The 23775-nt window shown below is 41.8% G+C and carries 24 protein-coding genes and 1 pseudogene; 6 read left to right on the plus strand and 19 right to left on the minus strand.

Annotated features, from left to right (window positions below):
- Positions 1 to 85 precede the first annotated feature (85 nt).
- Both EKM61_RS05310 and yjeM read left to right on the plus strand, forming a co-directional pair.
- Positions 86 to 1513, plus strand: a complete 1428-nt coding sequence (locus EKM61_RS05310) for a C69 family dipeptidase (RefSeq protein ID WP_068223972.1) — start codon at positions 86 to 88, stop codon at positions 1511 to 1513.
- 186 nt (positions 1514 to 1699) lie between these two features.
- Complete coding sequence (gene yjeM, locus EKM61_RS05315) at positions 1700 to 3193, plus strand: glutamate/gamma-aminobutyrate family transporter YjeM (protein WP_068223970.1); 1494 nt, start codon at positions 1700 to 1702, stop codon at positions 3191 to 3193.
- 125 nt (positions 3194 to 3318) lie between these two features.
- Here the strand turns inward: yjeM and EKM61_RS05320 are convergent, their stop codons facing one another.
- The 5 genes from EKM61_RS05320 to rplS form a co-directional block, all read right to left on the minus strand.
- The gene (locus tag EKM61_RS05320) at positions 3319 to 4194 is read right to left on the minus strand and encodes a TMEM175 family protein (RefSeq protein ID WP_068223967.1); all 876 of its coding nucleotides are present in this window, start codon (positions 4192 to 4194) and stop codon (positions 3319 to 3321) included.
- Positions 4195 to 5207: 1013 nt separating this feature from the next.
- On the minus strand, positions 5208 to 5927 hold the full coding sequence (locus EKM61_RS05325) for a hypothetical protein (RefSeq protein ID WP_068223965.1): 720 nt from the start codon (positions 5925 to 5927) through the stop codon (positions 5208 to 5210).
- 379 nt (positions 5928 to 6306) lie between these two features.
- Positions 6307 to 7872 carry a bifunctional metallophosphatase/5'-nucleotidase gene (locus EKM61_RS05330; protein ID WP_068223963.1) on the minus strand — a complete coding sequence of 522 codons (1566 nt, stop codon included), beginning with the start codon at positions 7870 to 7872 and terminating at the stop codon, positions 6307 to 6309.
- A gap of 1 nt (position 7873) precedes the next feature.
- Positions 7874 to 8809 carry an HNH endonuclease family protein gene (locus EKM61_RS05335; protein ID WP_068223960.1) on the minus strand — a complete coding sequence of 312 codons (936 nt, stop codon included), beginning with the start codon at positions 8807 to 8809 and terminating at the stop codon, positions 7874 to 7876.
- 351 nt (positions 8810 to 9160) lie between these two features.
- A complete protein-coding gene (gene rplS / locus EKM61_RS05340) occupies positions 9161 to 9508 on the minus strand; it encodes a 50S ribosomal protein L19 (RefSeq protein ID WP_068223957.1) in 348 nt (115 codons plus the stop codon).
- A gap of 585 nt (positions 9509 to 10093) precedes the next feature.
- Between rplS and EKM61_RS05345 the strand changes: the two genes are divergently transcribed.
- Complete coding sequence (locus EKM61_RS05345) at positions 10094 to 10423, plus strand: hypothetical protein (RefSeq protein WP_068223955.1); 330 nt, start codon at positions 10094 to 10096, stop codon at positions 10421 to 10423.
- 52 nt (positions 10424 to 10475) lie between these two features.
- Here the strand turns inward: EKM61_RS05345 and trmD are convergent, their stop codons facing one another.
- The 4 genes from trmD to rpsP all read right to left on the minus strand — a co-directional run bounded on the left by trmD (position 10476) and on the right by rpsP (position 12358).
- Positions 10476 to 11228 (minus strand): tRNA (guanosine(37)-N1)-methyltransferase TrmD, encoded by a 753-nt coding sequence (trmD, locus tag EKM61_RS05350; protein ID WP_068223952.1) that lies wholly within the window; start codon positions 11226 to 11228, stop codon positions 10476 to 10478.
- The gene (rimM, locus tag EKM61_RS05355) at positions 11218 to 11748 is read right to left on the minus strand and encodes a ribosome maturation factor RimM (protein WP_068223949.1); all 531 of its coding nucleotides are present in this window, start codon (positions 11746 to 11748) and stop codon (positions 11218 to 11220) included. Before rimM ends, trmD begins: the two co-directional genes overlap by 11 nt.
- An 84-nt stretch (positions 11749 to 11832) precedes the next feature.
- Positions 11833 to 12072 carry a KH domain-containing protein gene (locus EKM61_RS05360; RefSeq protein WP_068223946.1) on the minus strand — a complete coding sequence of 80 codons (240 nt, stop codon included), beginning with the start codon at positions 12070 to 12072 and terminating at the stop codon, positions 11833 to 11835.
- Between the two features lie 10 nt (positions 12073 to 12082).
- A complete protein-coding gene (gene rpsP, locus EKM61_RS05365) occupies positions 12083 to 12358 on the minus strand; it encodes a 30S ribosomal protein S16 (RefSeq protein WP_068223942.1) in 276 nt (91 codons plus the stop codon).
- 275 nt (positions 12359 to 12633) lie between these two features.
- Here rpsP and EKM61_RS05370 point away from each other — a divergent pair, with 275 nt between their 5' ends.
- Positions 12634 to 13614, plus strand: a complete 981-nt coding sequence (locus EKM61_RS05370; RefSeq protein ID WP_100077709.1) for a DNA/RNA non-specific endonuclease — start codon at positions 12634 to 12636, stop codon at positions 13612 to 13614.
- Between the two features lie 172 nt (positions 13615 to 13786).
- On the opposite strand, the gene EKM61_RS05375 is transcribed toward EKM61_RS05370, so the two are convergent.
- The 5 genes from EKM61_RS05375 to EKM61_RS05400 all read right to left on the minus strand — a co-directional run bounded on the left by EKM61_RS05375 (position 13787) and on the right by EKM61_RS05400 (position 17619).
- A complete protein-coding gene (locus EKM61_RS05375; protein WP_068226207.1) occupies positions 13787 to 14833 on the minus strand; it encodes a zinc-binding dehydrogenase in 1047 nt (348 codons plus the stop codon).
- Between the two features lie 153 nt (positions 14834 to 14986).
- Positions 14987 to 15592, minus strand: coding sequence for an NAD(P)H-binding protein (locus EKM61_RS05380; protein ID WP_068223939.1), 606 nt, complete (start codon positions 15590 to 15592; stop codon positions 14987 to 14989).
- Positions 15593 to 16042: 450 nt separating this feature from the next.
- Positions 16043 to 16600 carry a DapH/DapD/GlmU-related protein gene (locus EKM61_RS05385; RefSeq protein ID WP_068223936.1) on the minus strand — a complete coding sequence of 186 codons (558 nt, stop codon included), beginning with the start codon at positions 16598 to 16600 and terminating at the stop codon, positions 16043 to 16045.
- Positions 16601 to 16620: 20 nt separating this feature from the next.
- Positions 16621 to 17061 carry a nuclear transport factor 2 family protein gene (locus tag EKM61_RS05390; RefSeq protein WP_082918492.1) on the minus strand — a complete coding sequence of 147 codons (441 nt, stop codon included), beginning with the start codon at positions 17059 to 17061 and terminating at the stop codon, positions 16621 to 16623.
- A gap of 348 nt (positions 17062 to 17409) precedes the next feature.
- Positions 17410 to 17619, minus strand: coding sequence for a hypothetical protein (locus tag EKM61_RS05400; RefSeq protein WP_068223930.1), 210 nt, complete (start codon positions 17617 to 17619; stop codon positions 17410 to 17412).
- A gap of 106 nt (positions 17620 to 17725) precedes the next feature.
- Here EKM61_RS05400 and EKM61_RS05405 point away from each other — a divergent pair, with 106 nt between their 5' ends.
- Complete coding sequence (locus EKM61_RS05405) at positions 17726 to 18160, plus strand: MerR family transcriptional regulator (RefSeq protein WP_068223927.1); 435 nt, start codon at positions 17726 to 17728, stop codon at positions 18158 to 18160.
- A 70-nt stretch (positions 18161 to 18230) separates the two neighbouring features.
- On the opposite strand, the pseudogene EKM61_RS05410 reads toward EKM61_RS05405, so the two are convergent.
- The 5 genes and pseudogenes from EKM61_RS05410 to EKM61_RS05430 all read right to left on the minus strand — a co-directional run bounded on the left by EKM61_RS05410 (position 18231) and on the right by EKM61_RS05430 (position 23010).
- Positions 18231 to 18642: pseudogene (locus EKM61_RS05410) on the minus strand (cupin domain-containing protein).
- Between the two features lie 38 nt (positions 18643 to 18680).
- Complete coding sequence (locus tag EKM61_RS05415) at positions 18681 to 19037, minus strand: MerR family transcriptional regulator (protein ID WP_068223924.1); 357 nt, start codon at positions 19035 to 19037, stop codon at positions 18681 to 18683.
- 38 nt (positions 19038 to 19075) lie between these two features.
- On the minus strand, positions 19076 to 20440 hold the full coding sequence (locus EKM61_RS05420) for an MFS transporter (protein ID WP_068223921.1): 1365 nt from the start codon (positions 20438 to 20440) through the stop codon (positions 19076 to 19078).
- A gap of 773 nt (positions 20441 to 21213) precedes the next feature.
- Positions 21214 to 22647 (minus strand): signal recognition particle protein, encoded by a 1434-nt coding sequence (gene ffh / locus EKM61_RS05425; protein WP_068223918.1) that lies wholly within the window; start codon positions 22645 to 22647, stop codon positions 21214 to 21216.
- Positions 22648 to 22668: 21 nt separating this feature from the next.
- On the minus strand, positions 22669 to 23010 hold the full coding sequence (locus EKM61_RS05430; RefSeq protein ID WP_068223916.1) for a putative DNA-binding protein: 342 nt from the start codon (positions 23008 to 23010) through the stop codon (positions 22669 to 22671).
- Positions 23011 to 23213: 203 nt separating this feature from the next.
- On the opposite strand from EKM61_RS05430, the gene EKM61_RS05435 reads away from it, so the two are divergent.
- Entirely contained in the window at positions 23214 to 23540 is a 327-nt protein-coding gene (locus EKM61_RS05435; RefSeq protein ID WP_068223914.1) for a hypothetical protein, read from the plus strand.
- Positions 23541 to 23775: the final 235 nt, after the last annotated feature.

Consider the following 23775-nt stretch of genomic DNA (forward strand, 5'->3'; position numbering starts at 1 on the left):
AAAAAATCATTGTTAGCTGATTATGCTATAATTATCCCATTATTTATTCGCTTTAATGCATATATTGAAGAAAGAAGTTTTGCCGATGCAAAAAAATTTATTAACCAATTTCTCAGCCTGTACTAGTGTCCTTGTGGGTAAGGCCGCCAGTGCCGATGGTTCAACCTTTATTGGTCGTAATGAAGACAGTAAAGCTGCCTGGCCAAAGCATTTCGTCAAACACGCCCACAACAGTGCGGGAACTGAGTTTGTTTCCAAAGATACTGGTTTAAGCTTAACCCTGCCACAAGAAAGTGCTGCCTACACGGCAACGCCTGAATGGACGGATAAATTTGGTCTCTTCGAAGAAGACGGTATTAACGAATACGGCGTTGCAATGAGCGCCACTGAGAGTGCCTACGCCAACGCCCAAGTCTTAGGCTACGATCCATTAGTTGCTGGTGGCATTGCTGAAGAAGCAATGGTCACCGTCGTTTTGCCCTACGTTCACTCTGCTCGTGAAGGTGTTCAACGGCTTGGCGATCTGATCAGTCAGTCTGGGACCAGTGAAACCAACGGCATTCTTTTTTCGGACCAAGAGGAAGTTTGGTACCTGGAATCCGGCTCCGGCCACCACTGGGTTGCGCAACGAATTCCCGATGATTCTTACGCGGTTGTTTCCAACCAACTGAGTATTCAAGTCGTTGATTTCGCGGACACTGCTAATTTCATGAGTTCCCCGGCCATTCAAGCGTTCGCCAGCCAGCACCATTTATGGCGAACGGGGACACCGTTCAATTTTCGCGAAATTTTTGGTACGCAAAGTCAATCCGACCTAATTTACAACACACCTCGTGTTTGGTACGGTCAGCGTCTGTTGAATCCCAGTAGCAAACAAAAACCAATGTCCTTTACGCTACCATTTGTTCGCCAAGCCGAACAGCCAATTACCGTTGAAATGCTAAGTCAGATTCTAAGTTCTCATTTTCAGGGAACCAAGTACGATCCAGTCGGCCAAGGCAAACCAAAGAATAAACATAAATTTCGCCCAATCAGTTTAGCTAAAACGCAAGAGTCCCACATTCTCCAACTGCGACCAAATTTACCGACTGCTATTGGTGGTCTACATTGGTTGGCCATGGGTGTCGCTGCCGAAAGTTGTTACGTTCCGTTTTACGCTGGAATTAGTGAGACACCGGCGGACTACAAAGTTGGCGGCGCAACCTATGATCCCCAGTCAAATTACTGGGCGTACAAACTGTTAGGCGTACTCGTTGACAGCCATTATCACGAGTTCAACGAACAGTTAGCGGCTGTCCAAAACAAGGTCCACGCCAACCTTTTACATCAGTTAGAGGAAGCTGATCAAAAGGCAGTTACGTTAACTGGCACTGCCTTAACTGACTACTTAACCAAAACCAGTGCCCAGCGTGGAGCTTACGCGCGCCAAGAATTTGAAACCTTGACGGCCAAACTCATCACGCAGGCAACTGATCGATCACCACTGAATTTTAATACCGACGCAAACTTGTAAAGTGTGCTAAAGGGTTATTTTTGACCGAGTTTACTCCGTGAAGTGGCAGTCCAACTGTAATTTACTAAAAGCAATTTTTAATACTTACTAAAAACGTGACTAGGTCAAGCATGGCAACACCTTTTACCACACGTTACATCGCAGCACCATTGATTGTTTGGGTCTTAATAAGGGGAATATAAATAAATGGCTACTCAAAAGAAAATAACCTTAGTTGGTTTAGTTTTAATGATTTTTGGCTCCATTTTCGGCTTTGCTAACACCACTGTTGCTTACTACTTAATGGGCTACGGCGGCATCATCTGGTACATTATTGCAGCAATCTGTTTTTTCTTACCTTCATCCTTGATGTTCGCCGAGTACGGCTCAACCTTTAAAGAATCCCACGGCGGCATTTATTCCTGGCTGGCTGAATCGATTGGCCCCCGTCCAGCTTTTATCGGTACCTTTATCTGGCTGGCATCGTGGATTATTTGGATGGTTTCCACCGCTTCTAAGGTTTGGATTCCTTTTTCAACCTTTATCTTCGGTAGCGACAAAACCCAAAGCTGGCACTTATTTGGGCTAACCTCCAACGCCACCATTGGTTTATTAGGAATCATTTTCTTCATTTTAATTACAGCACTAGCGACCAACGGAATTGAACGAATTTCGCAATTTGCATCCTTTGGTGGTACCTTGATTGCCATCTTGAACGTTGGTTTTATCTTAGTTAGTTTGTTTATTTTAATTAAAAATGGCTTTCATCTCGCTGAGCCAATTCACGGCATCCACACTTTTGTTTCGTCACCAAACGCGGCCTATAAATCCTTAATTGGAATGCTATCTTTCGTTGTTTTCGCGGTCTTTGCCTATGGTGGCATGGAAACCATGGGTGGCGTTACTGATAGTATGGATAAGCCAGCGAAAAACTTTCCTAAAGGCTTGATTTTCGCAACGGTTCTAATTACCATCAGCTATGCCCTTTCCATTTTTATTTGGGGGATTTCGGCTAACTGGAACTCCGTTTTAAATAATAAAACCACTAACTTGGGAAATATTACCTACGTGCTAATGCAAAATCTGGGTTACTTCCTTGGTGAAAGTCTGAATCTCAGTCACGCCAGCGCGTTATTAATTGGAACCTGGTTTGCCCGAATTACTGGCTTCACCATGTTCTTTAGTTACTTAGGTGCCTTTTTCGTTCTAATTTATTCACCACTAAAATCATTTGTATTAGGTACACCTAAAGGACTCTGGCCAAAAGGGTTCGCAGAAACTAACAAGGCTGGCATGCCAGCACGAGCAATGTGGTGCCAGGCCGCCTTTGTCTCGGTACTTATTTTTCTTGTTTCCTTCGGCGGAAAAGACGCCCAAGTCTTCTACAACGTCTTAACCCAGATGGCCAACGTTTCAACAACGCTACCTTATCTATTCTTAGTCACAGCCTTTCCTTTCTTTAAGAAACGGACTGATCTTGAACGACCCTTCGTCATCTATAAGAGCAAAGGTTGGACTAACTTTATTACCATTGTCGTTGATTTAGTGCTAGTCTTTGGGATTATTTTCACGATTGTGGAACCAATTCTAGAAGGCCAATACTTAGATGCTTTTGAAATTATTATCGGCCCAATCGTCTTTGGCCTCATCGCCTGGTTACTTTATTCACGCTATGAACATCGCCAAACTGTGAAAAATTAACAAAAGTATAGCCAGTTGACCGTAAAAATATTTCTAAAAGAGGCACTAAAAAAGGCTGCTAAATTCCTAATTAATGGAATTTAGCAGCCTTTTTTCAGTACCATTTACTTCACAGTTAGCATTAATTAATGCTTATCCGAATGATGGTCATGCCCTTGCCGCGGACGCTGGGGCCTGTTGGGGCGGCCAGAAAACGGCTGCTGGTGCGGAACACCATTTGAAAAGTCACGGTCGCCAAAACTACCTTTAAAAAGTTGACTCATTTCTGTTCCCATATCCGTTTGCCAATTAGGATTAGTTTGCCGCTGACTTGCGTATTTACGACTGATTTCCCGCTGCTGTTTACGAAAGTCGCGCAGCTTAGCGTTAGACATCTGCAGATATTGACTTTGATCATCCTGGGACAAATTCGTCACTTCTTGCAAATCAGTTTGGTCCTCACGAATCGTAATAAACGAGATAACAGGAAGTGTTAAATAAAACCATAATGCCCATCCTGGTTTGAAATAAGCCAAAATTAGGAGGGCCACGTTCACAAGTGAAATAAAGTTAGTGTGATTACCGTAGATTCGGTGAAAAATTTTTTCAATGTCTTTGTGATCACTATACTTTTGCCGAATCACAAAGTAACTGACCGCGATAAACAATCCGTTTACAATTATAGTCAAAATACCATACGCAATAACGGTAACGCGATTGGTATCTACCGTAATCAATTTTGTGAAAATCGGCGTTAACGAAAGAAAGGCCAGGAAGGTAAACTCCAACACGAAAATCTTATTATTCATCGTTTCGGCATCAATAAACAACATTGAATGTTGGTACCAAATATTGGCAACAAAACAAAAACTGATGAAAAAGATGCCAATCGCCTTACCAAACTGTAAGTATTCAACCAATGAATTATGGTGGGGTAATGGTAATTCCAGGACCATAATTGTAATGATAATCGCAATAACGGCGTCACTAAACGCATCCAACCGTTCTTTTAATTTTTCCATTATAAAATAGCCTCTTTTAAAATAGTCTAGAACTAAACCGGCAGCATGAATTTTACAACAAAAAACGCGCAACAAAAGGCATTATATTCCGTTTTTGCTCAGTTCACCACTAATTTCAGTGGCGTGTAGCGCTCATATTTAAATTAAATTATATCGCTATTAAAAATAATGCTTATGCAGCCTGGCTACTGAATTACACGTGGGCAGATTTGGTTAGGTTCCATTCCGGCGCTGGCGTATGGAACGCGTGGCGCGTTGACAAGCTAATTTTCTTTCCGATTAACCCCATTCGGAAAAGAAAATGGATCTTGTCAATCACGCAAGGTACTAAATGACCACAATTCGGTCATCAAGTACCTTCGACACAGCTGATACGCCAGCGCCTTCATTCCACCTTGGCAGCGGTTGAGCTCTGATTATTGATTAATTTAATTGTTTAGTTAGTACACAATTGAGTTGGAACCACAGCTTTAATGCTGTGCAATCTATCAGTGGTCCTAATTAGCCATTAACACTGACAAGGGCAGCCTTCATTAACTTGCAACACAATAATAACGGTTGACGTAATTGCCAGAGACACAAATAACGCTTGAATGTGCCACTGTGGCCAGATTTCATTTCGGTGCACGAGGGCCAGCTGTGTCATTATTAATGGCGATCTGGGCCATTTAGAGCCATGTTTCAACTTGGCGCTTTATGCCTTAGTTGAATGGTCATCGTCCGTAACATCTAAGATTTTCGTTCCGAAAATCATCCACTATTGTGAAGTAGAATCATGCGGGCTTAGCGAGATCCACTTTTACCTCCGCTTTGTCTTTATCTGGTAAAAGTTAGCTCGCCAACCCGCCACGCGTTCCGTCCTCGCGCACCGGAATGGAATCTAAACTGTTCTGTTTTGTTCCAGTTAGAGTTTGGCGTTCTGAAAACTAGCTAATAGTTTTAAATATGATCGCCACGACGCACCAATGAGCGACAACCTTCAGAACCTACCTTTGCCACACGTTAGAACGTATTTACTTCGTGATGTACATGTACAACGTGGTCGTTGAAAAACCAATATTGTAGTGGACGCCGTTGGAACTAATTTCTTTAACCGTTGTTTGACCTTTTGATTGATTCTTAGTTTGCTTGTTGAATTCTTTGAAGACCTTTTCACCATCAGCACCTACTGTTGAGGAGAAAACTGAAAAGGCGGTGCCAAACTCTTGTTGGGCCGACTTTTGTTTCAATGCCTTAGTTGGAATGATAAACGTGGCACCGATTAACTGGTCGTTTTGGATGTTGCCCCGAATTGTATAACTATCGGTTTTAATTAGATCATGAATTCCGGGTTTTACAGTCTCTGGCAAAGCCTTAGCCGTTAAATGCATTTGCTGCAAAATAGCACTATACTTCATTGTCAGCATTGCGTAACTGCCCAACGGCTTAACTTTTTTAATCTGAACCTTCTTCGTTACTGTTTTACCAGCCGATTTGGCCTTAACTTTGACCGTTTGCTGAACGTTACTTGCGGGAACTGTGAAAACATAGTCACCGTGATTATTCTTAACCTTACTTGTTTTTTTACCGATTTGATAAGTTAGATCGGCGCCAGAACTAGCCGTTCCCTTAACAACGGCGGTCATCCCACTGGGCTTATACGTCGTCTTAGTCGTCGTTAATTTTAGATTAGAACAACCGGCAAGCACTAACACCAGCATTAACGCCAAACCAGCCGTGATTTTCTTCTTCATTTTATTAATCCCTCACTTTAATTTCGTTGAATGTGTCGCCTAAAAGTCTTTTTCAATCTTATACTTTTAAGGGGCGTTTTTCAATTAGAATCTAACGCAAATTAATTAGGCCGGCCCGCAAACTAGTTAGCCGCCACACTTCAGCTTTCAATCCGTTGCACGCGATTATAACAAGTTAAAAAAATTGACCCACTAATTCTTCCCGGCCGCACAGTCGCAGCAAGTGTGGCCAGTTGCCTTTCTAACTAGATCCAAAAAATTCACCGGTAATTTCGTCCCCTTTTTTCACCCATTGGTAACCCAATTCAAATTATCGTCTAACTGAGATTAAATAGCGCACACTAACACTTCAAATACAGTATTAATGTACACTTAAATTTTAATCAGGTTCATTAATGACGTTAAAGTTATGATTAACGCTTGCCGTTACCACAGGGTGGGCCTTGAAATAATCCGCGATTAACTCAGGCATTTCCCGTTGAACCTCATGCTCAATTAGACTCGGGTTAAACATCGTAAAGTTGCCCCCACCACCAGCACGATAGCCATTTAAGGCGATTTTAAGTTGATCGGTTGGTAGAACTTTCCGACCGTGGTACTCTAAGCGCGTGATTCGCTGTCCCTTCGGCCGGGCAACGTTAATCGTGTAATCAATGCCTTCATACATGTCATAGTTATAGTACTGCTTTTTCGGGTGTAGAAATTTGGCGTTAATCCCCACTTTTTCCTTACCTAGTGGTGCAAAAAATAAGGCGGATTTTTCTAATGCCGCCCGCAAAATTGCGCCATTAATTGCGACCAAGGCAACCGTGTTGGGGTAAACATAATTTGTCACCACTTGCCGCATTGTCACCTGCTCACCAAAGCCGGTACTCTCGTTATTAAATAGCGCAGTTGCCGAAATGTCCGCCCCCACCGCCGTCATTTGGACGCGCTGAATAAATTCAACGTAGGCCGCTTCAACAACACGTGCTCGGTTAGGATTTTTGATTCGCATATCGCCCTTAACTTGACCCAAGGGTTGGTCCAACCAGCGCTCAGCTTCCTGCTGTAACGACCACATCTTGGTCACTAGCCGTGGCTCACTAACTTGCTTGGCCGTGGGTAATAAGGTTGCTGCCGATGCGGTTACACTCACTAATGGTTTTGTGGCCAAGTTTAACTGAATTTTCCCAACTGCCGACCCGCGATAACCTGGCTGAACAATGGGGACACCAAGCACATGACTGGCCAAACTACGGTGTTGGTGGCCGGTGACTAAGGCATCAATGCCACGAACTTCCCCTAACAAACGGTAGCCCTCATTTTCGTCGTTAATAAGCCCAACTGGTTGGCCTGTTTTGAGATCGGCCTCAAAGCCACCGTGGTAGGCCACAACAACAACATCGGCGAGTTGCCGCAATTTAGGGACGTACTGTTTTGCCGTTGTGATAATTGATTGAAAATTCAACCCCCTAATGTGCCGTGGCGTTTCCCAGAATGGAATGTGGGCCGTGGTTAGGCCAAGAACCGCCACCGTCACACCAGCACAATCAAATAATTTGTAGGCCGAACCAAAGGCGGGCTTACCGGCCGTTGTTAAAATGTTTGCGCAGAGCACTGGCTGAGTTAGGCTGGCCAGTGCCTGCTGCAAATAAGGTCGGCCAAAATTAAATTCATGATTACCTAAAATTTGGACATCGTAGTTTACTTCATTGTAGGCCTGGGTTAAATTTTCCGGAGCAACTGGCCGCTTTTGCCGGGCAATGTAGTAGGCCAACGGTGACCCCTGCAGAAAATCACCAGTTTCAATGGTTAGAACTGGCCCTGGTGCGGCTTTGCGTTCAGCCTTAATCACAGCAGCAGCACGAACCAACCCAAATGGTGCCGCTAGTTGCTTGGTTCGATAATCAGTGGGGTACAGGTAACCGTGAATATCGCTAGTTGTTAAAAGTGTTAACTTCATCCTATTTTGTTCCCCCTGCGTTCAGGCCGTGAAACAAATACTGCCGGTGCCAATTAAGAAATGGCTTACTAGCAGAAGTAAACGCCAACCGCAATTTAGGTTGGGGCAACAGCCGCTCACGATCAAGTAACGCTAAATTGGCCGCGGGCATTAATTTACCGCCACGACTGAAAGTGAGGTAACCTTGTTCCACTAAGGCTGCGTGAACTGGACAAAGAATTAGACCATTCTCCGCCAATATCCGTTCAGCCTGAGGTGAATCCTTCGTTGGTTTAAGCCGAACCGCCCTTAATAAAGTAGGCGTTTCAACACCACAAATAGCACACTGAACCACTTGCTGCTGGAAGACACGTTGCTGAAAAAGCTTTTGTTGGGCCACCACTTGCGCCTGCAAAACCAACCTAGCCTTAACAATCATGGCCAATAAAGGATTATCGATCGTTGATGTAACCGTCGACATGCTTAACTGAAGTTGTTCATTTTTTTGGGTAAAATAATTTTGTTCAATTTGCTGTAAGAAAAGTTGAGTCAATTCGGCATAACACGGATAAAGGTACCCTTGATTGCCAGCGCCATTTTGTTGAAAGGCTGAGTGTTGCTGCGGTAATAGCGGCCGAATTAAGGGCAAAATTTGTTTGATTTGGATTGGCCGCGGCAATTCATAGTAATGCAACTGAACCAGGCGTACGATTGGCCGCGCACCATCCAGCGCTAATTCTTCGGGTAATAAACTACTCGTTAGTGGTGCCGTCACCTGGCTTAAGGCAACAAGTGCTCCGGCGACGTAATGAAAAACAATGTCACCTGGCTGAACTTCAGTCAATCGCGCCCAGGATGGCGGTAACTGGCCACTTTGATCATTTTGATATGTCCAAATAATCCCCGCGGCCCGCTCTGCCTGATACGTTCGCCCTTGCATAACTATAAATGCTTGCACCTCAAAAACCCCACTTTCATTAATTCCCGTAGTCTAAAATCTATTTAAAAAATATTGTCGTTTAATCTAACAGTATTATTAACCATTGTTACTTGTTTCTCCTACTAATCAAGCAGACACTAATTTCCCATTACTACTTGGCCAAGTCAAACTACGACAAACGCAAATGGGAACGACAATTAGTTGTACTGCTTCCAAATAGCCAACTTGATTTCAAAGTAAACTACCGCCGTTTTTTCAAATACGCTCGCCGGCCTTAGCTATATTCTAGTGGAGCAACCGCCAAGATGCAATTGTCAAAGTAGATAAAAAAAGCTACTTGGCAATTGCCAAGTAGCTTTAAAGTCAAGCTTAACGACGAATTTCTTTGATTCGGGCTGCTTTACCATGAAGTGCACGTAAGTAGTACAACTTAGCACGGCGTACCTTACCATGACGAATAACGTCAATGGAAGCAACACGTGGTGTGTGAATAGGGAATGTCCGTTCAACACCGACACCATTACTGATCTTACGAACAGTATAAGTTTCGCTAATACCTGCGCCACGACGTTTGATAACAACGCCTTCGAAAAGCTGGATACGTTCACGCGTGCCTTCAACAACACGGGCGTGAACACGAACAGTATCACCAGGGCGGAAGTTAGGAATATCAGTCCGCAATTGGTCTTTCGTGATCTCTGTAATTAATGGGTTCATAATATATTTCTCCTTTTCTACAGACATTCTTGTCTAAGCAAGGCAGCGGAATATCGTAATAAGTGACCTAAACATCACAACAAATAATTTTAGCATAGCTATTCTTACCTGTAAAGGATTTTTCCTTTATAAGCCCTAATTTTATTTCCACAAATCTGTGTCCCCGCGGCCACTAAGTTCCAGTAAAAAGTAATTGCTTCAATCGTTCAGCACAAAAACAGATCCTGATACCAAACAATCTTTACACGATCAAACAACTAAAAGTCACCAATTGACTATGCTATACTAAATTCAATTGAGTGGCGGAGGACAAGGTTTTAAGAAATAAATAGATAACTAATATAGACATTTTACCCCTTAGTACTACTTACTACTAGCTATTTTAATAAAATCATCTTTGCAGTTACCCGGAACTATCTGCCTATCGTCTATGCTAAATAACACGTATTCCATTAATTGGCCGGTTTTAGGTAAATCGTCACTTTTCGTTTAACTTTAACCACCATACAAATTAAAGCGCGTTTAAAAAATTTGGCATTCAGTACAAAAGATTAGACGCCATTCTTAAGTAAAGGAGGAATTCACGTGCGAATAGTTGATTTTTTAACTTTACTAGGTGGTACCAACCAGCAAATCATTGTTCAGTACGAGTACGGCGCCAATCGTCACGGTAAAAGAACTGGTATCGTCGATAAAGTTCAGTTCATCAATCTGAGTACTTTAGAAATTGTGGACGCCAAACAGCCGCAAATTTATTTAACCGCCGCTGACACGGCAAAACCCAAACATCTATGGGAATTAATTCTCCTATTAAAACAACATAACTTACAACGTTTTATGTACGTCCGTTACGGTGAGTATCTGCACCCGTTATTTGGTTACCGAATTGGCGCTAACAGGCTTTTATTGGCCTAAAATCAAGCAACCAACATTTTTACACTGCGTCATCTAAAACTTACAAGGTTGTTTAGTCAGTTGCTTGATTAGCCTCTTCATCTTTTACTTCCCATAAAAGATCTTGTTGCTCATGGGTTAATTTAATTGTTTCCAATAAATCCGGCCGGCGTAAATAAGTTCGCCGCAAGGATTCCTTTTCTTCCCACCGAGCAATCAGTTGGTGGTTACCGTTAGTTAGCACTTCCGGCACCGCCATCCCATCGAAATTCGCCGGCCGAGTGTACTGCGGGTGTTCCAAAAGGCCGTCAGCAAATGAATCATGAGAAGCAGATTGATCATTACCCAGCACGCCCGGTAATAAACGGACGGTGGTGTCAATCATCACCATGGCCCCAAGTTCACCGCCCGTTAGTACGTAATCGCCTAAAGATATTTCGTCGGTCACCAAATTACGGATTCGTTCGTCATAGCCTTCATAGTGACCACAAATAAAGACTAAATGTTCTGCTTTGGAAAGATCCTGGGCAACTTTTTGGGTGAAAGGAACACCGGCTGGGTCTAACAAAATAACCCGCTTTTTATCTGGATGGGCCTGATTCAAAGCCGCCATGGCCGCATAAATCGGCTGGGGCTTCAATAACATCCCCTCACCGCCACCATACGGGTAATCATCAACCGTATGGTGCTTAGTATCATCGGAATACGGGCGAAAATCGGTCACATCAATGTTCAGTAAACCACGTTCCTGTGCCTTACCAATAATTGATTCATTAAAAACACCTGTAAACATATCAGGAAATAAACTTAAAACATCAATTCGCATCGTCAATTAATCCTTCCGGTAAATCGATCATCACTACTTTAGCTGCTATATCAACGTTTAGTACTACTTGTTTAAGGTAAGGCAGGAGCCAATCCTTCTTGCCTGGGCGCTGAACAACCCAAACATCATTTGCGCCCGGGCTTAGGATCTCTTTAACTGTCCCTAAATCTTGCTTAGTCGCTTGGTCAATAATCTGACAACCAATAATATCGCGGTAGTAATAGCCTTCACCTGGTGTTAATTCCTGCTGGTCAGTCCGAGCGACTTGCAGATCACTACCTTTAAACTTTTCAACATCATTAATCGATGCTAAACCATCAAAGCTCAGTAGATCAAACTTTTTATGTTTCCGGTGCGTTTTAATCGTCAATTGTTGTTTAACACCATTTAAGGTTAAATACAATTTAGAGCCTGGTTTAAAGCGTGCCTTAGTGAAATCCGTCGTTGCCATTACCCTAACTTCACCGGCAATTCCGTGAGTATTGACAATTTTACCAACGTTATAAAATTCTTCGGCCATTTTTTGGTCCCTTCTAATCAATTAATTTTCTAACATTAATAAAAAAGCACTTGAACAAACCAATTGGTCTATTCAGGTGCTCTATTATTCAATAATGTTGAGACGCACTCGTTTGTTACCCGGTACTTTTACACTATAAACGATCGTTCTGATCGCCTGTGCCACACGACCTTGTTTACCGATAATGCGACCAATATCGTCATGATTGACATGTAGATCATATTCCACAAAACGCTCGGTTTCGTGTTCCACAATCTCAATGTCATCAGGTTGGGTGACAAGTGGCTGAACGATTGTTTTAATCAGTTCTTTCACATCTGTCATCGATTAAACCCTATTTTTTTGCGTATTTTGCTTCATGAAGTTTTTGCATAATACCATGGTCAGATAAGATATTGCGAACAGTATCTGAAGGTTGAGCACCCTTTTCTAACCAATCTAAAATTGTATCTTCGTCCAGCTTAACTTGTGCTGGGTTAACTAATGGATTATAAGTACCAACCATTTCAATGAAACGGCCATCACGTGGTGAACGTGAATCGGCAATAACAATCCGGTAGAATGGGCGCTTCTTAGAACCCATTCGCTTTAAACGAATTTTAACAGCCATCTTTGCACCTCCTCGAATCTTTTCAACGCTAATAAATATACCAGTTATTTTGCTATCTGTAAAGAGTTTTTTCTTTACAGATAAAATCAATGTTAATTGCGCATTTATAATTAAGGTTCTTGCCCCAAAATAGCACTTCTCGCGGATGTTGGCACGACAATTAAACCAGCCGCTAAATAATTATTGCTTAAACCAACAATAATCTTTATCATTTAATAAGTAAACACGTCCAAAGCCTGAGGACGTTAAAAGCTGACTTACTTTGGAGGAATTACATGATGATTCGTAAACCACACCGCCAGTGGCCGTTATTGGCCGTTGTTGCCACCTTGCTTTCGCTGACGTTTAACGCGACGGCTAGTACAAGCACTCAAGCTGCACCAGCCTCGAATTCTAGCACCGAACAAATTAGTGGTAAAAAGACAAACAAGCAGCTCGCTAATTTTGACTATGCTGGAACTCAAACGATTGACATTAACAACGGTCACCCTACTTTTTCTAAAAAGACGTTGAAAACGAGTAAGGGGGCCTGGCAAAAATACGGGCAGTTGGATAAGCTTAATCGACCGACGGCAGCTAACGCAATGTTACAGAAAAATTTGATGCCAACCGCCAAACGCGAACCACTCACTGTGAACCCCACTGGTTGGCGTAATAAGAAAATTAAAAGTGGTTATCTCTACAATCGCTCACATTTAATCGGTTACCAGCTCACCGGTCAAAATAATAATCCTAAAAATTTGATTACAGGTACCCGCTCCCTAAATAGTCCCGAGATGCTGCGGTTTGAAGATGATATTGCCTATTATCTAAAATCCAATCCTAGTGGCTACATTCGTTACCGCGTAACCCCTATTTTCAAAAGCAACGAATTACTGGCCCGCGGTGTCCACATGCAAGCACAATCGATTGGTAGCAATGCCGTTTCTTTCAACGTCTATATTTTCAACATTGAAGATGGGGTAACGCTTAACTATAATGACGGTACTAGCCAAATTAGTGCCAGTGAAGTGGCCACTAGCAGTTCAAGTTCAAGCTCAACTGCTGCCGTCCAAACACCCCAGGCACCCCAAACCACCGAATCAGCCAGTGGCGATGTCACCACCGGAAATCAGGGCGAAATTATTGGTAATCGCAATAGCCACATTTATCATGTTCCAGGTCAATCTGGTTACCACATGAATTCGGCTAACGCGATTTACTTTAATACTGAGGCCGAGGCCCAAGCAGCTGGTTACCGTAAGTCATTACGCTAAAGCATTCTATATTAAAAGTCCGCGAAAAATAACTTCGCGGACTTTTTTCTATCCAATTAATTTACATTTGGCTAATTAAAAAATGAATTTTGACAACAAAAGAGTGGTTCATTAAGTCACCATAAAATATCGTCTGAATTTCATTTTTCCAAAAATGCTCTGCTTACTGAAATTAGTCAAATACAACGACCATTGATTTGATTGTTTTACGATTCTGCATATCTTGATAAGCTTGATTGATATCATTTAAGCGGTAGGTCTTGGTAAAGACACGGCCAGGGTTAATATTGCCATCAAGAACTGCTTTCAGCAAAAATTGTTTATCATAAGTCGTCACAGAAGCGGAACCACCTGCTACTGAAATATTTTGGGCAAAGGTTGAACCCATGGCATGGTTATTGTAGTGTGGTACACCGACATAACCAATCCGACCACCGTTATGCAATACACCAAGCGCCTGGTCAATCGCTGACTCTGTCCCCACGCATTCAAGTGCAGCATCGGCGCCACCACCAAGTAACGCACGAACCTTAGCAATACCTTCTGCTCCACGTTCCGCGACAACAGCGGTAGCTCCTGACTGCAGCGCCATCTGCTGACGATCTTCATGGCGACTCATGAGAACAATTTGTGAAGCACCACGCATTTTCGCCGCAATAACCGCACACTGACCAACGGCACCGTCACCGATGACAACAACTTTATCACCTCTTTGAACATTGGCACACCGCGCTGCATGATAACCAGTTGGCATCACATCCGCTAAGGTTGTCAGTGAGTTGATCATCCCTTCTGTGTAGTCAGATGGTTGCCCAGGAACCTTGATCAAGGCCCAGTTGGCATACTGGAAACGAATATATTCTGATTGGAAACCGTTAGACCAGTTGGTACCACCTTGATGGCGATCACAAGTCCCATCAAATCCAGCCAGACAAGCATCACATTCACCACAACCGTGAGTAAAAGGTGCGATCACAAAGTCGCCCGGTTTCACCGTCGTAATGGCAGAACCCACTTCTTCAACGATACCAAGCGCTTCATGCCCATCATTGACAGAATGAGGTTCTTTATTGTCGCCATGCGCATAAGCCCAGAGATCAGAACCACAGACACACGCCCGAACGACTTTGATGATCACATCATCGACAGCTTGTAGACTTGGTTTATCAACGTCTTGAACTGTTACTAGACCAGCTTTTTCAAAAATTGCAGATTTCATAATTTTTATACCCAGAACCGCCAACCAAATTGCTTGGCGTTCAATTCCTTTCAAATTTAATAATAATTTGCGCAGCGACCAAAAAGCCACTAAAAATAAGTTTCTACCCCTTTAATTTACCACAAAAGTAGCCGATGTTCTTTGTTGTTGCCCTTATTTACGGTTGATGCCTAAACTGTCACGTGCCCCTAACTTAGGATCATGGGCCAGCCGCATAACTAGATCAGCGATACTAACAACGGAAACATCATGCCCACCAAATGGTTCGCCTTTATGGGTAACTTGATAAGCGGTGTCGTTGCCATTATCAAACCAGCCAGGACGAATGATCGTATAATTTAGATCAGATGCTTCAATCACATCAGCAGCATCCCGATAAGTTTGTAAAACTGGATTAGACGCCAAGTTACCGGAAGCCCCAACTGCTGCTGGGATTTCATTGTAAATACCCATTGAAGTGATAAATAATAAGCGTGTGACACCAGCTTCATCCATTGCGGCAATCAATGATTGTGCCATTGCCCGCAAGTTACCACTTAAGGCAGCAAAGACAACATCTTGTCCCTTCAACGCATCCTGTAGCGCTGTTTTATCAGTGACACTACCTGCAATTGCGCGTTCGCGGTCAGCGTTTAAATTTCCTAAACGTCGCGTATTGCGGGCCATTAGGGTTAACTGATCCGTTGTGTTAGCCAACAAATACTGCCGGGTCGTGCCACCAACTGTACCAGTAGCGCCAATAATTAATACATTTGTCATCATGTAAAACCTCCTAAAATTTTGCTTTGTTTATTTAACTGACTTAACTATAATCCCTTGCAGTAACTGCAAGGCAAGGATTAAATTAATTTTTGTTCAGCACGGCTTTAAATTCAGGCCGTGCTGTACGCAATACTTTGACCAATGCCGCATTTAATTCACCTAAATAAATTATTTTAGACGGTTTGACGCCGGCATCCTGCAACTGAAAAGATAGCACATTCCAGTCTTGATAATAATATATAATCCGCCAGTGTGAATCTGCGATGTGCTTGTTACACCGTTTGTTGCCGGCTTTTGGGATAATTTAGCGTAGTACTGTTTTAGCGTTATCGTTTGCGGTAACATTTTTGTAGTGCCACACTAGTATGATTATTTTCAAGCACTAGTGGATATTCTTGTTGGTTAAACGTGATTTTCATGATCACACTGACCTTTCTAGCTAAAAATTTAATCAATTTTTTTGATCACTTTAGCAGGCGTGCCCACAGCAATACTGTTAGCTGGGATATCTTTTGTGACCACGGCACCAGTTCCGATGATCGCATTTTCGCCAATGGTAACACCAGGTAAGACACTAACCCGGGCGCCCAGCCAAGCATTCTTTTTAATATGAATGGCACCAGTTTTGACCACGCGAATATTCTTTGGTTCGTGGTTGACGGTGAATAGGCCCACGCCAGGTCCTAACATAACCCCATTATCGATGGTAATGCCGCCTAATGACATCATAGTTAAACTGTGATTAGCGTAGACATTTTTACCTAAATGAACGCTATTAGCACAATCAATGTGCATCGGTGGCGTGAAATAGGTCCCGTTTTGCATTTGGTTAGCCAATAATTCATTTTCCAGGCCGACTAAACGCGTTTTATTTACCGGGTCGGTATTATTGATTTCAAAGCAGATATGATCACAACGATCAATTTCGCCGTGCACTTCACTTTGATAATCTGCGTCCCGAATATCGTAGGTTTGACCATTTTGTAAATCTGCAAAAACACTCATACTTAAATCTCCTTTTCTGATCAATACATGCTAGCATCAATGTGCATGATCAACCATTGCCCATTAACCTTATTCAAATGTAATTCTAATTGTAATGGCCACGTGTTCCGTGAGCCATGAATACTGGCATCAACCTGGCTTTGACCAACTAAAACTGCGTGCTCAGCGGTTAATTCAGTCACCGCAATATGGTCTTCCGTTGACGAAAAATAATGCATTTGGCCACTTTGAATTTCACTAAGCCACTTTTGCTTACTTTGCACCATCCCGGTCATATGAACCAAATGGAAATCATCCGCCAGTAAGGCACCTAACTTGTCAATATCACCGGCAACCATATACCGATTATGCTTGCGATACATGTCAATGACGCTTTGTTTAGGATCAGTTTGCTTTAATGTTGAAACCAAACCGGGAAATAGATTTTCATGATTTTGTTGTGCCGTTTTGCTAATTGCCATCATCTTGACCTCCAAAATTAGTCAAATTTTTAATTCAAAATAAGCTTATACCCTTGCACTTACTGTAAGGCAACCATTAATTATACTTTTCTGACCAAAATGGCCAATTTACGAATTATTTAGTCATACTATTTTTTTCCGCCAACTAATGAACGCAAAGACTATGGCCCAAAGTACAAATACCAATGTATTGAGCCAGAATAAATTACGAATACTAGCAATGTGCAAGCCATTTTGTAGCAATAAGGCAATATAAGGTGACAAAGAATCGGCCAAGTTATCTGCAATCAGGATCAACGAAGTGGCCAAAGTATTACCATTACCTTCTAAATTCACTGCGTTCAAGATTCATGGGAAAAATAAATGAACGCCGATGATCGTCAACCAAATGACATTGGCTACTGCAATTAACACCATTGCTGACGCTAATGACGTAAAAACCACGACCAAAATACGATCCTGCGGCCAAGTGAATAAACGACCAAATAATAAACCGCTAAGCATTGCACCAAGACTTAACGTCCAAAGTACTTCTTTAATACTGATTAAATTAATCAAACTGTGTGAAACTCCGCTTATTGAAAAAAATCATAATCAAATTATGCTTAACCAGCTAACATAGTGAGTTACACTTAAGCTATGAAATTTTAAATGAGGTGCAAATATGAACATTAAAGAAGCTAGCAATCAAACGGGTGTTTACTCTGCCGCCATTCGTTACTATGAAAAGGAATTATTGATTCCCGCAATTGATCGTAGTGAAACAGGTAATCGCGAAATCGATGCTCGCATCATTCGCCGGATCAATTTTGTTAAACAGATGCGGGCCGCTGGCATGACCATTGAAAACCTACGGCGTTATATTGAATTATTCGACTCAAAAGAAGATAACGACAAAGAACAAATTGCCTTGTTAGCAGAACAATTAAGCGATATGGAAGAACGACGGGATGATATTCAATCAGCTATTGACCACTTACACTATAAACTAGATCACTATTACGATCATGTCGTTGCATCAGAAAAAGAATTACAAGAACTAGAACGCAAACATGATGAACAAATTGCCAAGACCAATGATGCCGAAGCTAAATTTTAAGTCCCTAGACTAAAAAGAATCGACCACTAAGACACATAATCTTAGTGGTCGATTCTCTTTAGTTTGGCTATTATTTATCCGCTGCAGCGTACTGCTCATCTGTTACTGATTCAAACCACTTCAGTGTTTCCGCTGTAATGGCAATATGAGAAAACCAACTATCTTTTGTTGCGCCGTGCCAGTGTTTAACACCATCATGCGTAACCACAACATCACCAGCAACTAAATGACGCGCTGGCCTATCTGCCTCCTGATACCCGCCCTCACCACCTGTGACTAACAAAATCTGGAATCCATTATGCTGAAGATGCCAGTTATTACGACAACCAGGCTCAAAAGTCACATTACCAACACCACATTAACTTCGGGTCATTAACTAAACCTTGTAAATAACTTTATCCTAAAAAATATTGCGCAAAAGCATCATTTTTAGGTTCCATTTTGAAAATACCATTTCTCACTGCTGTTTCATTTTGACTCATTGTAAACAGCTTCCTTATCTATTTGATCTAGTGTTAGGTCAACTTTCTAATTGACGTAGCTCACATTCCGCAAGACTTTGATTTTCTTGTAGATAATTTACATGTGCTAGCTCTAACTTAAGATCATTACGTTTTTCATCCAATTGAACTAACGTCTGTTTTAAAAGTGTCGTTTGGGCCGCAATTAGCCTTTGCTTCTCATTTTGTAGTTCCGCATAACGCCTCAATTTATCTAAGTTGACCCCAACAGCGTACATTTCATTAATAAATTTCACAAAATCAATAATTTGTCGCTGAGTAAACAGTTTTGAATCGGGTAGCAAAGCCGACTTTTGATAGAATTTAAGTTTTGATTTAGAAATTCCAGTTTGACGACTCAGTGTTTGGCTAGTCATAAAAATCACTCTCCTTCCCACTTTACAATCATGCAGCGTTAGTTATTTTGTTTTTTTGGTACAATCAAAATAATCGTCAAGAGCAATGCAACAATCAGAAATCCAACACCGCCGCGCAAGGCCCAATCAGTCCGTAAAACCAAATTATTTGTTCCAGCCAAGGCTGTCCCCAGTACGACCAGAATAGCCAAACCCAATGAGCCACCGACTTGATGGGCCACGTTGACGACGCCAGAAGCGGCGCCAGTATCCCGTGGTTCAATATCAGCAATTCCGGCTGTGGTCAACGGACTTAATGCGGCACCCTGACCAAGACCAATCAAGATCATTGGCAACGCAATCGTTAAAATATAGTTACCATTAGCACCGGCAAAACTAAGCCAAAACATGCCAATAATAGTCAATATTAAACCACCAACTAATGTCATGCCGTTACCAAATTTGGCCGTCCAGCGAGAAACTTGCAAGGCGCTGATGAAATTTGCAATCGTCATCGGAAAGAAACCGATCCCAGCTAGTAGTGGTGAAAAACCGTATACCTTTTGTAAGAACTGCGTAATAAAAAACCAAAATGCCATCATCGCGCCTAAAAATAGCATCCGAGCTAAGTAAGCGCCTGTCCGTTCTTTATTCTTAAAAACACGTAATGGCATAATTGGCTGCGCTACTTTAGCTTCACGAAGAACAAATAGCGCTAATAAAATGACTGCTGCAATAATCCAATACCAGGCCGTGTTACTATCTGAGATTAACAAGATTCCGTAAACTAAACTAACCATCCCAACTAGAGAAAGTAGTGAACCGATGCCGTCAAACGAACCTTTTTGTGCTTTAGTCGCGTGCACCGTTTTGCTGGCCCAAATAAACATCACAATGGCAATAGGAACATTAACGAAAAATGCATAACGCCAACTTAATAAACTGGCGAACAACCCACCAATAACTAAACCTAAACTAGCACCGATACCGGCCACGGCCCCATAATTAGCCACCGCACGAATCCGTTTTGGCCCAGCCGGAATACTATCCATCAGTAACGCCAAGGTCGATGGTGCTAATGCGGCCGCACCGGCACCTTGAAAACCACGGGCAATGATCAGCCAAGTGGCACTATTGGCCAAACCAACCAATAATGACCCAATACCAAAAATCACTAGACCTAAGTTAAAAATTTGTTTGCGGCCAATGATGTCGCCTAGCCGACCGCCTAATAATAGTAACCCACCAAAAATAATCGTGTAGGCATTTTGCACCCAAGTCAAATTGGCCGTTGATAAATGTAGATCACTCTGAATATTAGGTAGCGCTGTGATAACCACCGATACATCTAACACCGTCATAAAATAACTGACGAGTACGATCGCTAAAATAGCAAATTCGTATTTAGTAAATTTGTTTTGCATGATTTTTTTGCTCCTCTGTTATGTCTTTATTTTGATCACAAGGAGCAGTATATTAGGTTGAAGTAACTGCAAGGCAAGTCTTTTTCGAAATTTTTTTATTTTTTTATCTGCCGCCAATAAAAGTAGTTGCTACATAGGTCTTTAAAAAAATCCGTTTAGAAATCATTTGATTTCTAAACAGATTCTTTTCTAACAGTTAATTCATTGATTTCACTTCTAAAAAGCGAATTCTACATTAGTAAAGTGTTCAATTAAATCTGTCACGGCCACATTCTAAATTTGACAAGGAGCATCATTAAATATTAAGGAATACTTTATTCGTACTTTCATAACTTTAGTTGGGAACAATATTTATAGCGCAAACTGCCTATTTCACACAAAAAAATAACTAAAAAAGTAGGTTCCTGAAGTGAATTCCCACGAAACTTTAAGTAACTTGCTGAGTGGTAAGAACACGGTATTTACCCGGTGAAGTGAACCCCAAATATTGGACGAAACTTTAAGCAGCTTTCTGGGTGGTAAGAACACGGTATTTAACCGGGCTCTTGCCACCCAGTTTTGCTTCGCGTGAAATTATAATATTGAAACCAGTTTGATACGGCTATGGTTAATTCCGCCAAAGCAGTAAACTGTTTTTTGGTCATAGTAAAACCCCCAGTATTAGACTAAAATCCAATACCGGGGGTCATTTCAGTCCGCGAAAAATAACTTCGCGAACTTTTTTCTATCCAATTAATTTACATTTAGCTAACTAAAAATAGGCAGCAATCACCCTATTTTCGGCGGCGTAAAGCCTTGATTTGTTTACGCTTATTTTTCTTTTGTTTCCGTACCATCGAATTCATGGCCATTTTGCCTAAACGCCCGGACATGCCTTTACCAAACATTTGGTCCATTCCAGAAAAATTACCGTTGGACATCTTACTCATCATTTTTTTGGATTCATTAAATTGCTTAATCATTCGGTTAACTTCTTGGATCGAGCGGCCTGATCCGGCCGCAATCCGACGGCGGCGACTTGGATTTAGTATATCGGGATTAGTTCGTTCTGCCGGTGTCATTGAATAAACAACGGCCTTCATGTGCCCCATCTCTTTAGGTCCCATTTGAACGTTCTCAATTCCGGGCATCTTCGACATCCCCGGAATCATCTTCATGATATCCTGAACGCCACCCATATTCTGCACCTGATCAAGTTGATCAATGAAATCATTGAAGTCAAACGTATTTTCTTGCATTTTTTCAGCAAGTGCAGTGGCTTTTTTCTCATCGTAGTCAGTTTGGGCCTTTTCAATCAAGGTTAGCATATCACCCATCCCAAGAATTCGGTTAGCCATTCGATCAGGATGGAAAACATCGAGATCAGTTAGTTTTTCACCCTGGCCGGTAAATTTAATTGGCTTCCCGGTAACGGCACGAATCGAAAGAGCAGCACCACCACGAGTATCGCCATCCAATTTAGTCAGGACAACCCCGGTAATCGTTAACTGTTCATCAAAACTTTTCGCAACGTTAGCGGCATTTTGACCAGTCATCGCGTCAACCGTTAAAAGAATTTCATCAGGCTTAGCAATTTCCTTAATGTCTTGCAATTCCTGCATTAACTTTTCGTCAATTTGTAAACGGCCGGCGGTATCAATAATCACGTAATCATTCTTATCCTCGGCAGCCTTAGCCAAGCCTTGGCGCACAATTTCCCGCGGATCAGTATCAGTTCCCATTTCAAAAACGGGGGCATCAACTTGCCGGGCAACTGTTTGTAACTGATCAATGGCCGCTGGACGGTAAATATCGGCCGCAATAAATAAAGGCCGGGCGTTATCATTCTTCTTTAAATAACCCGCTAATTTAGCCGCCGTCGTCGTTTTACCAGCACCTTGCAGCCCAACCATCATAATGATCGTTGGAATGTGCGCTGATTTATTCAGCGGAACGGCTTCGTCCCCCATAACTTTAGTTAGTTCTTCATCAACAATTTTAACAATTTGCTGTGCTGGCGATAAACTATCTAAAACTTCGGTTCCAACTGCTCGTTCCCGAACGGTCTTAACAAAATCCTTCACAACCCCAAAGTTAACGTCGGCTTCTAATAAGGCCAAACGTATTTCACGCATGGCGTCCTTAACATCACTCTCAGATATCTTACCTTTACGGCGTAATTTACTCATTGCATTTTGTAGCCGTTCAGTCAAACCTTCAAATGCCATAATGTCACCTACTCTTTAAATTTAATCTTCTTCGTCCTTAGCCAAATCATGAACTAATCGTTCTAATTTTGCATCTTTTTGATAATTAGCGTTAACGTACGCAACCAAACGATCCAAAGTCGCATTGCGCACTTTAAAATCGGCCAGTAAATGTAACTTGGCCTCGTAGTCTTCGAGAATCTTTTCCGTCCGCTTAATATTGTCGTAAACGGCCTGCCGACTCACGCTAAACTCTTCAGCAATCTCGCCCAAAGAATAATCGTCAGCGTAATAAAGCTGTAAATAATTATACTGTTTTTTCGTTAAAAGTGACGCGTAAAAATCAAATAGTGAATTAACTCGATCATTTTTTGCAATTTCCATTATATTTTTCTCCAATGACGATCAGTAACTTGTGCCATACTTAATAAGATTACCCTAAATCAACTTTAAAAGTCAATCATAGCCGTAACCGATTTGAAATTAAGGGAACAAAGTAATAAAATTGGTAGCGTTCACAGATTTAGTCTGTTTTTGACCTAAAGTCTGCTAAAATAAAGGTAATTACATAAAGGAGGTAAACACTAATGGTACCAGTTATTATTTATTGGGGTTCCGTGATTCTTCTTGCCGTTTGGTTGGTTTGGAATGTACTCTTTTCAATCAAGTTCTTAGCAAGTGGTGAACGTGGCAATCTTTGGGGCTTCATGTTACTAAATATTTTCGCACTTATCTTTGGTATTTTAGTTCAATGGGCCTTTGCCGACAATGGTTTTATCAAGTGGGCACTCGCTTCGTCTTCACAAAAAGTCGTTCAAACCCCGTGGTTGTACATCAACAACTGGATTAACGTTGCTTTAATCGTACTTCAATTCTTCTTAGGCTGGATTCGTTCTCCAAAAACAGCTAAATAGAATTTAGATATAAAGGGTTGTTGTTATCCTAATTTGGATAGCAACAACCCTTTTTTTGCGTTGTAAAATTTTTACACTGCAAGCTTAACAAACGTAAGCAGTAAATAACTGACCGACTTCAAAAATAATTTAATTCAAGTTATGATTGCCTCATCAAATAATTGGTGAGGTGATTTTTATTGGATAAACCGGATATTGTTCAAATTAAAATGGATCATTCTGGTTCTCAATCGCG

It is taken from the genome of Loigolactobacillus backii (assembly GCF_003946275.1).
Classification (GTDB): domain Bacteria; phylum Bacillota; class Bacilli; order Lactobacillales; family Lactobacillaceae; genus Loigolactobacillus; species Loigolactobacillus backii.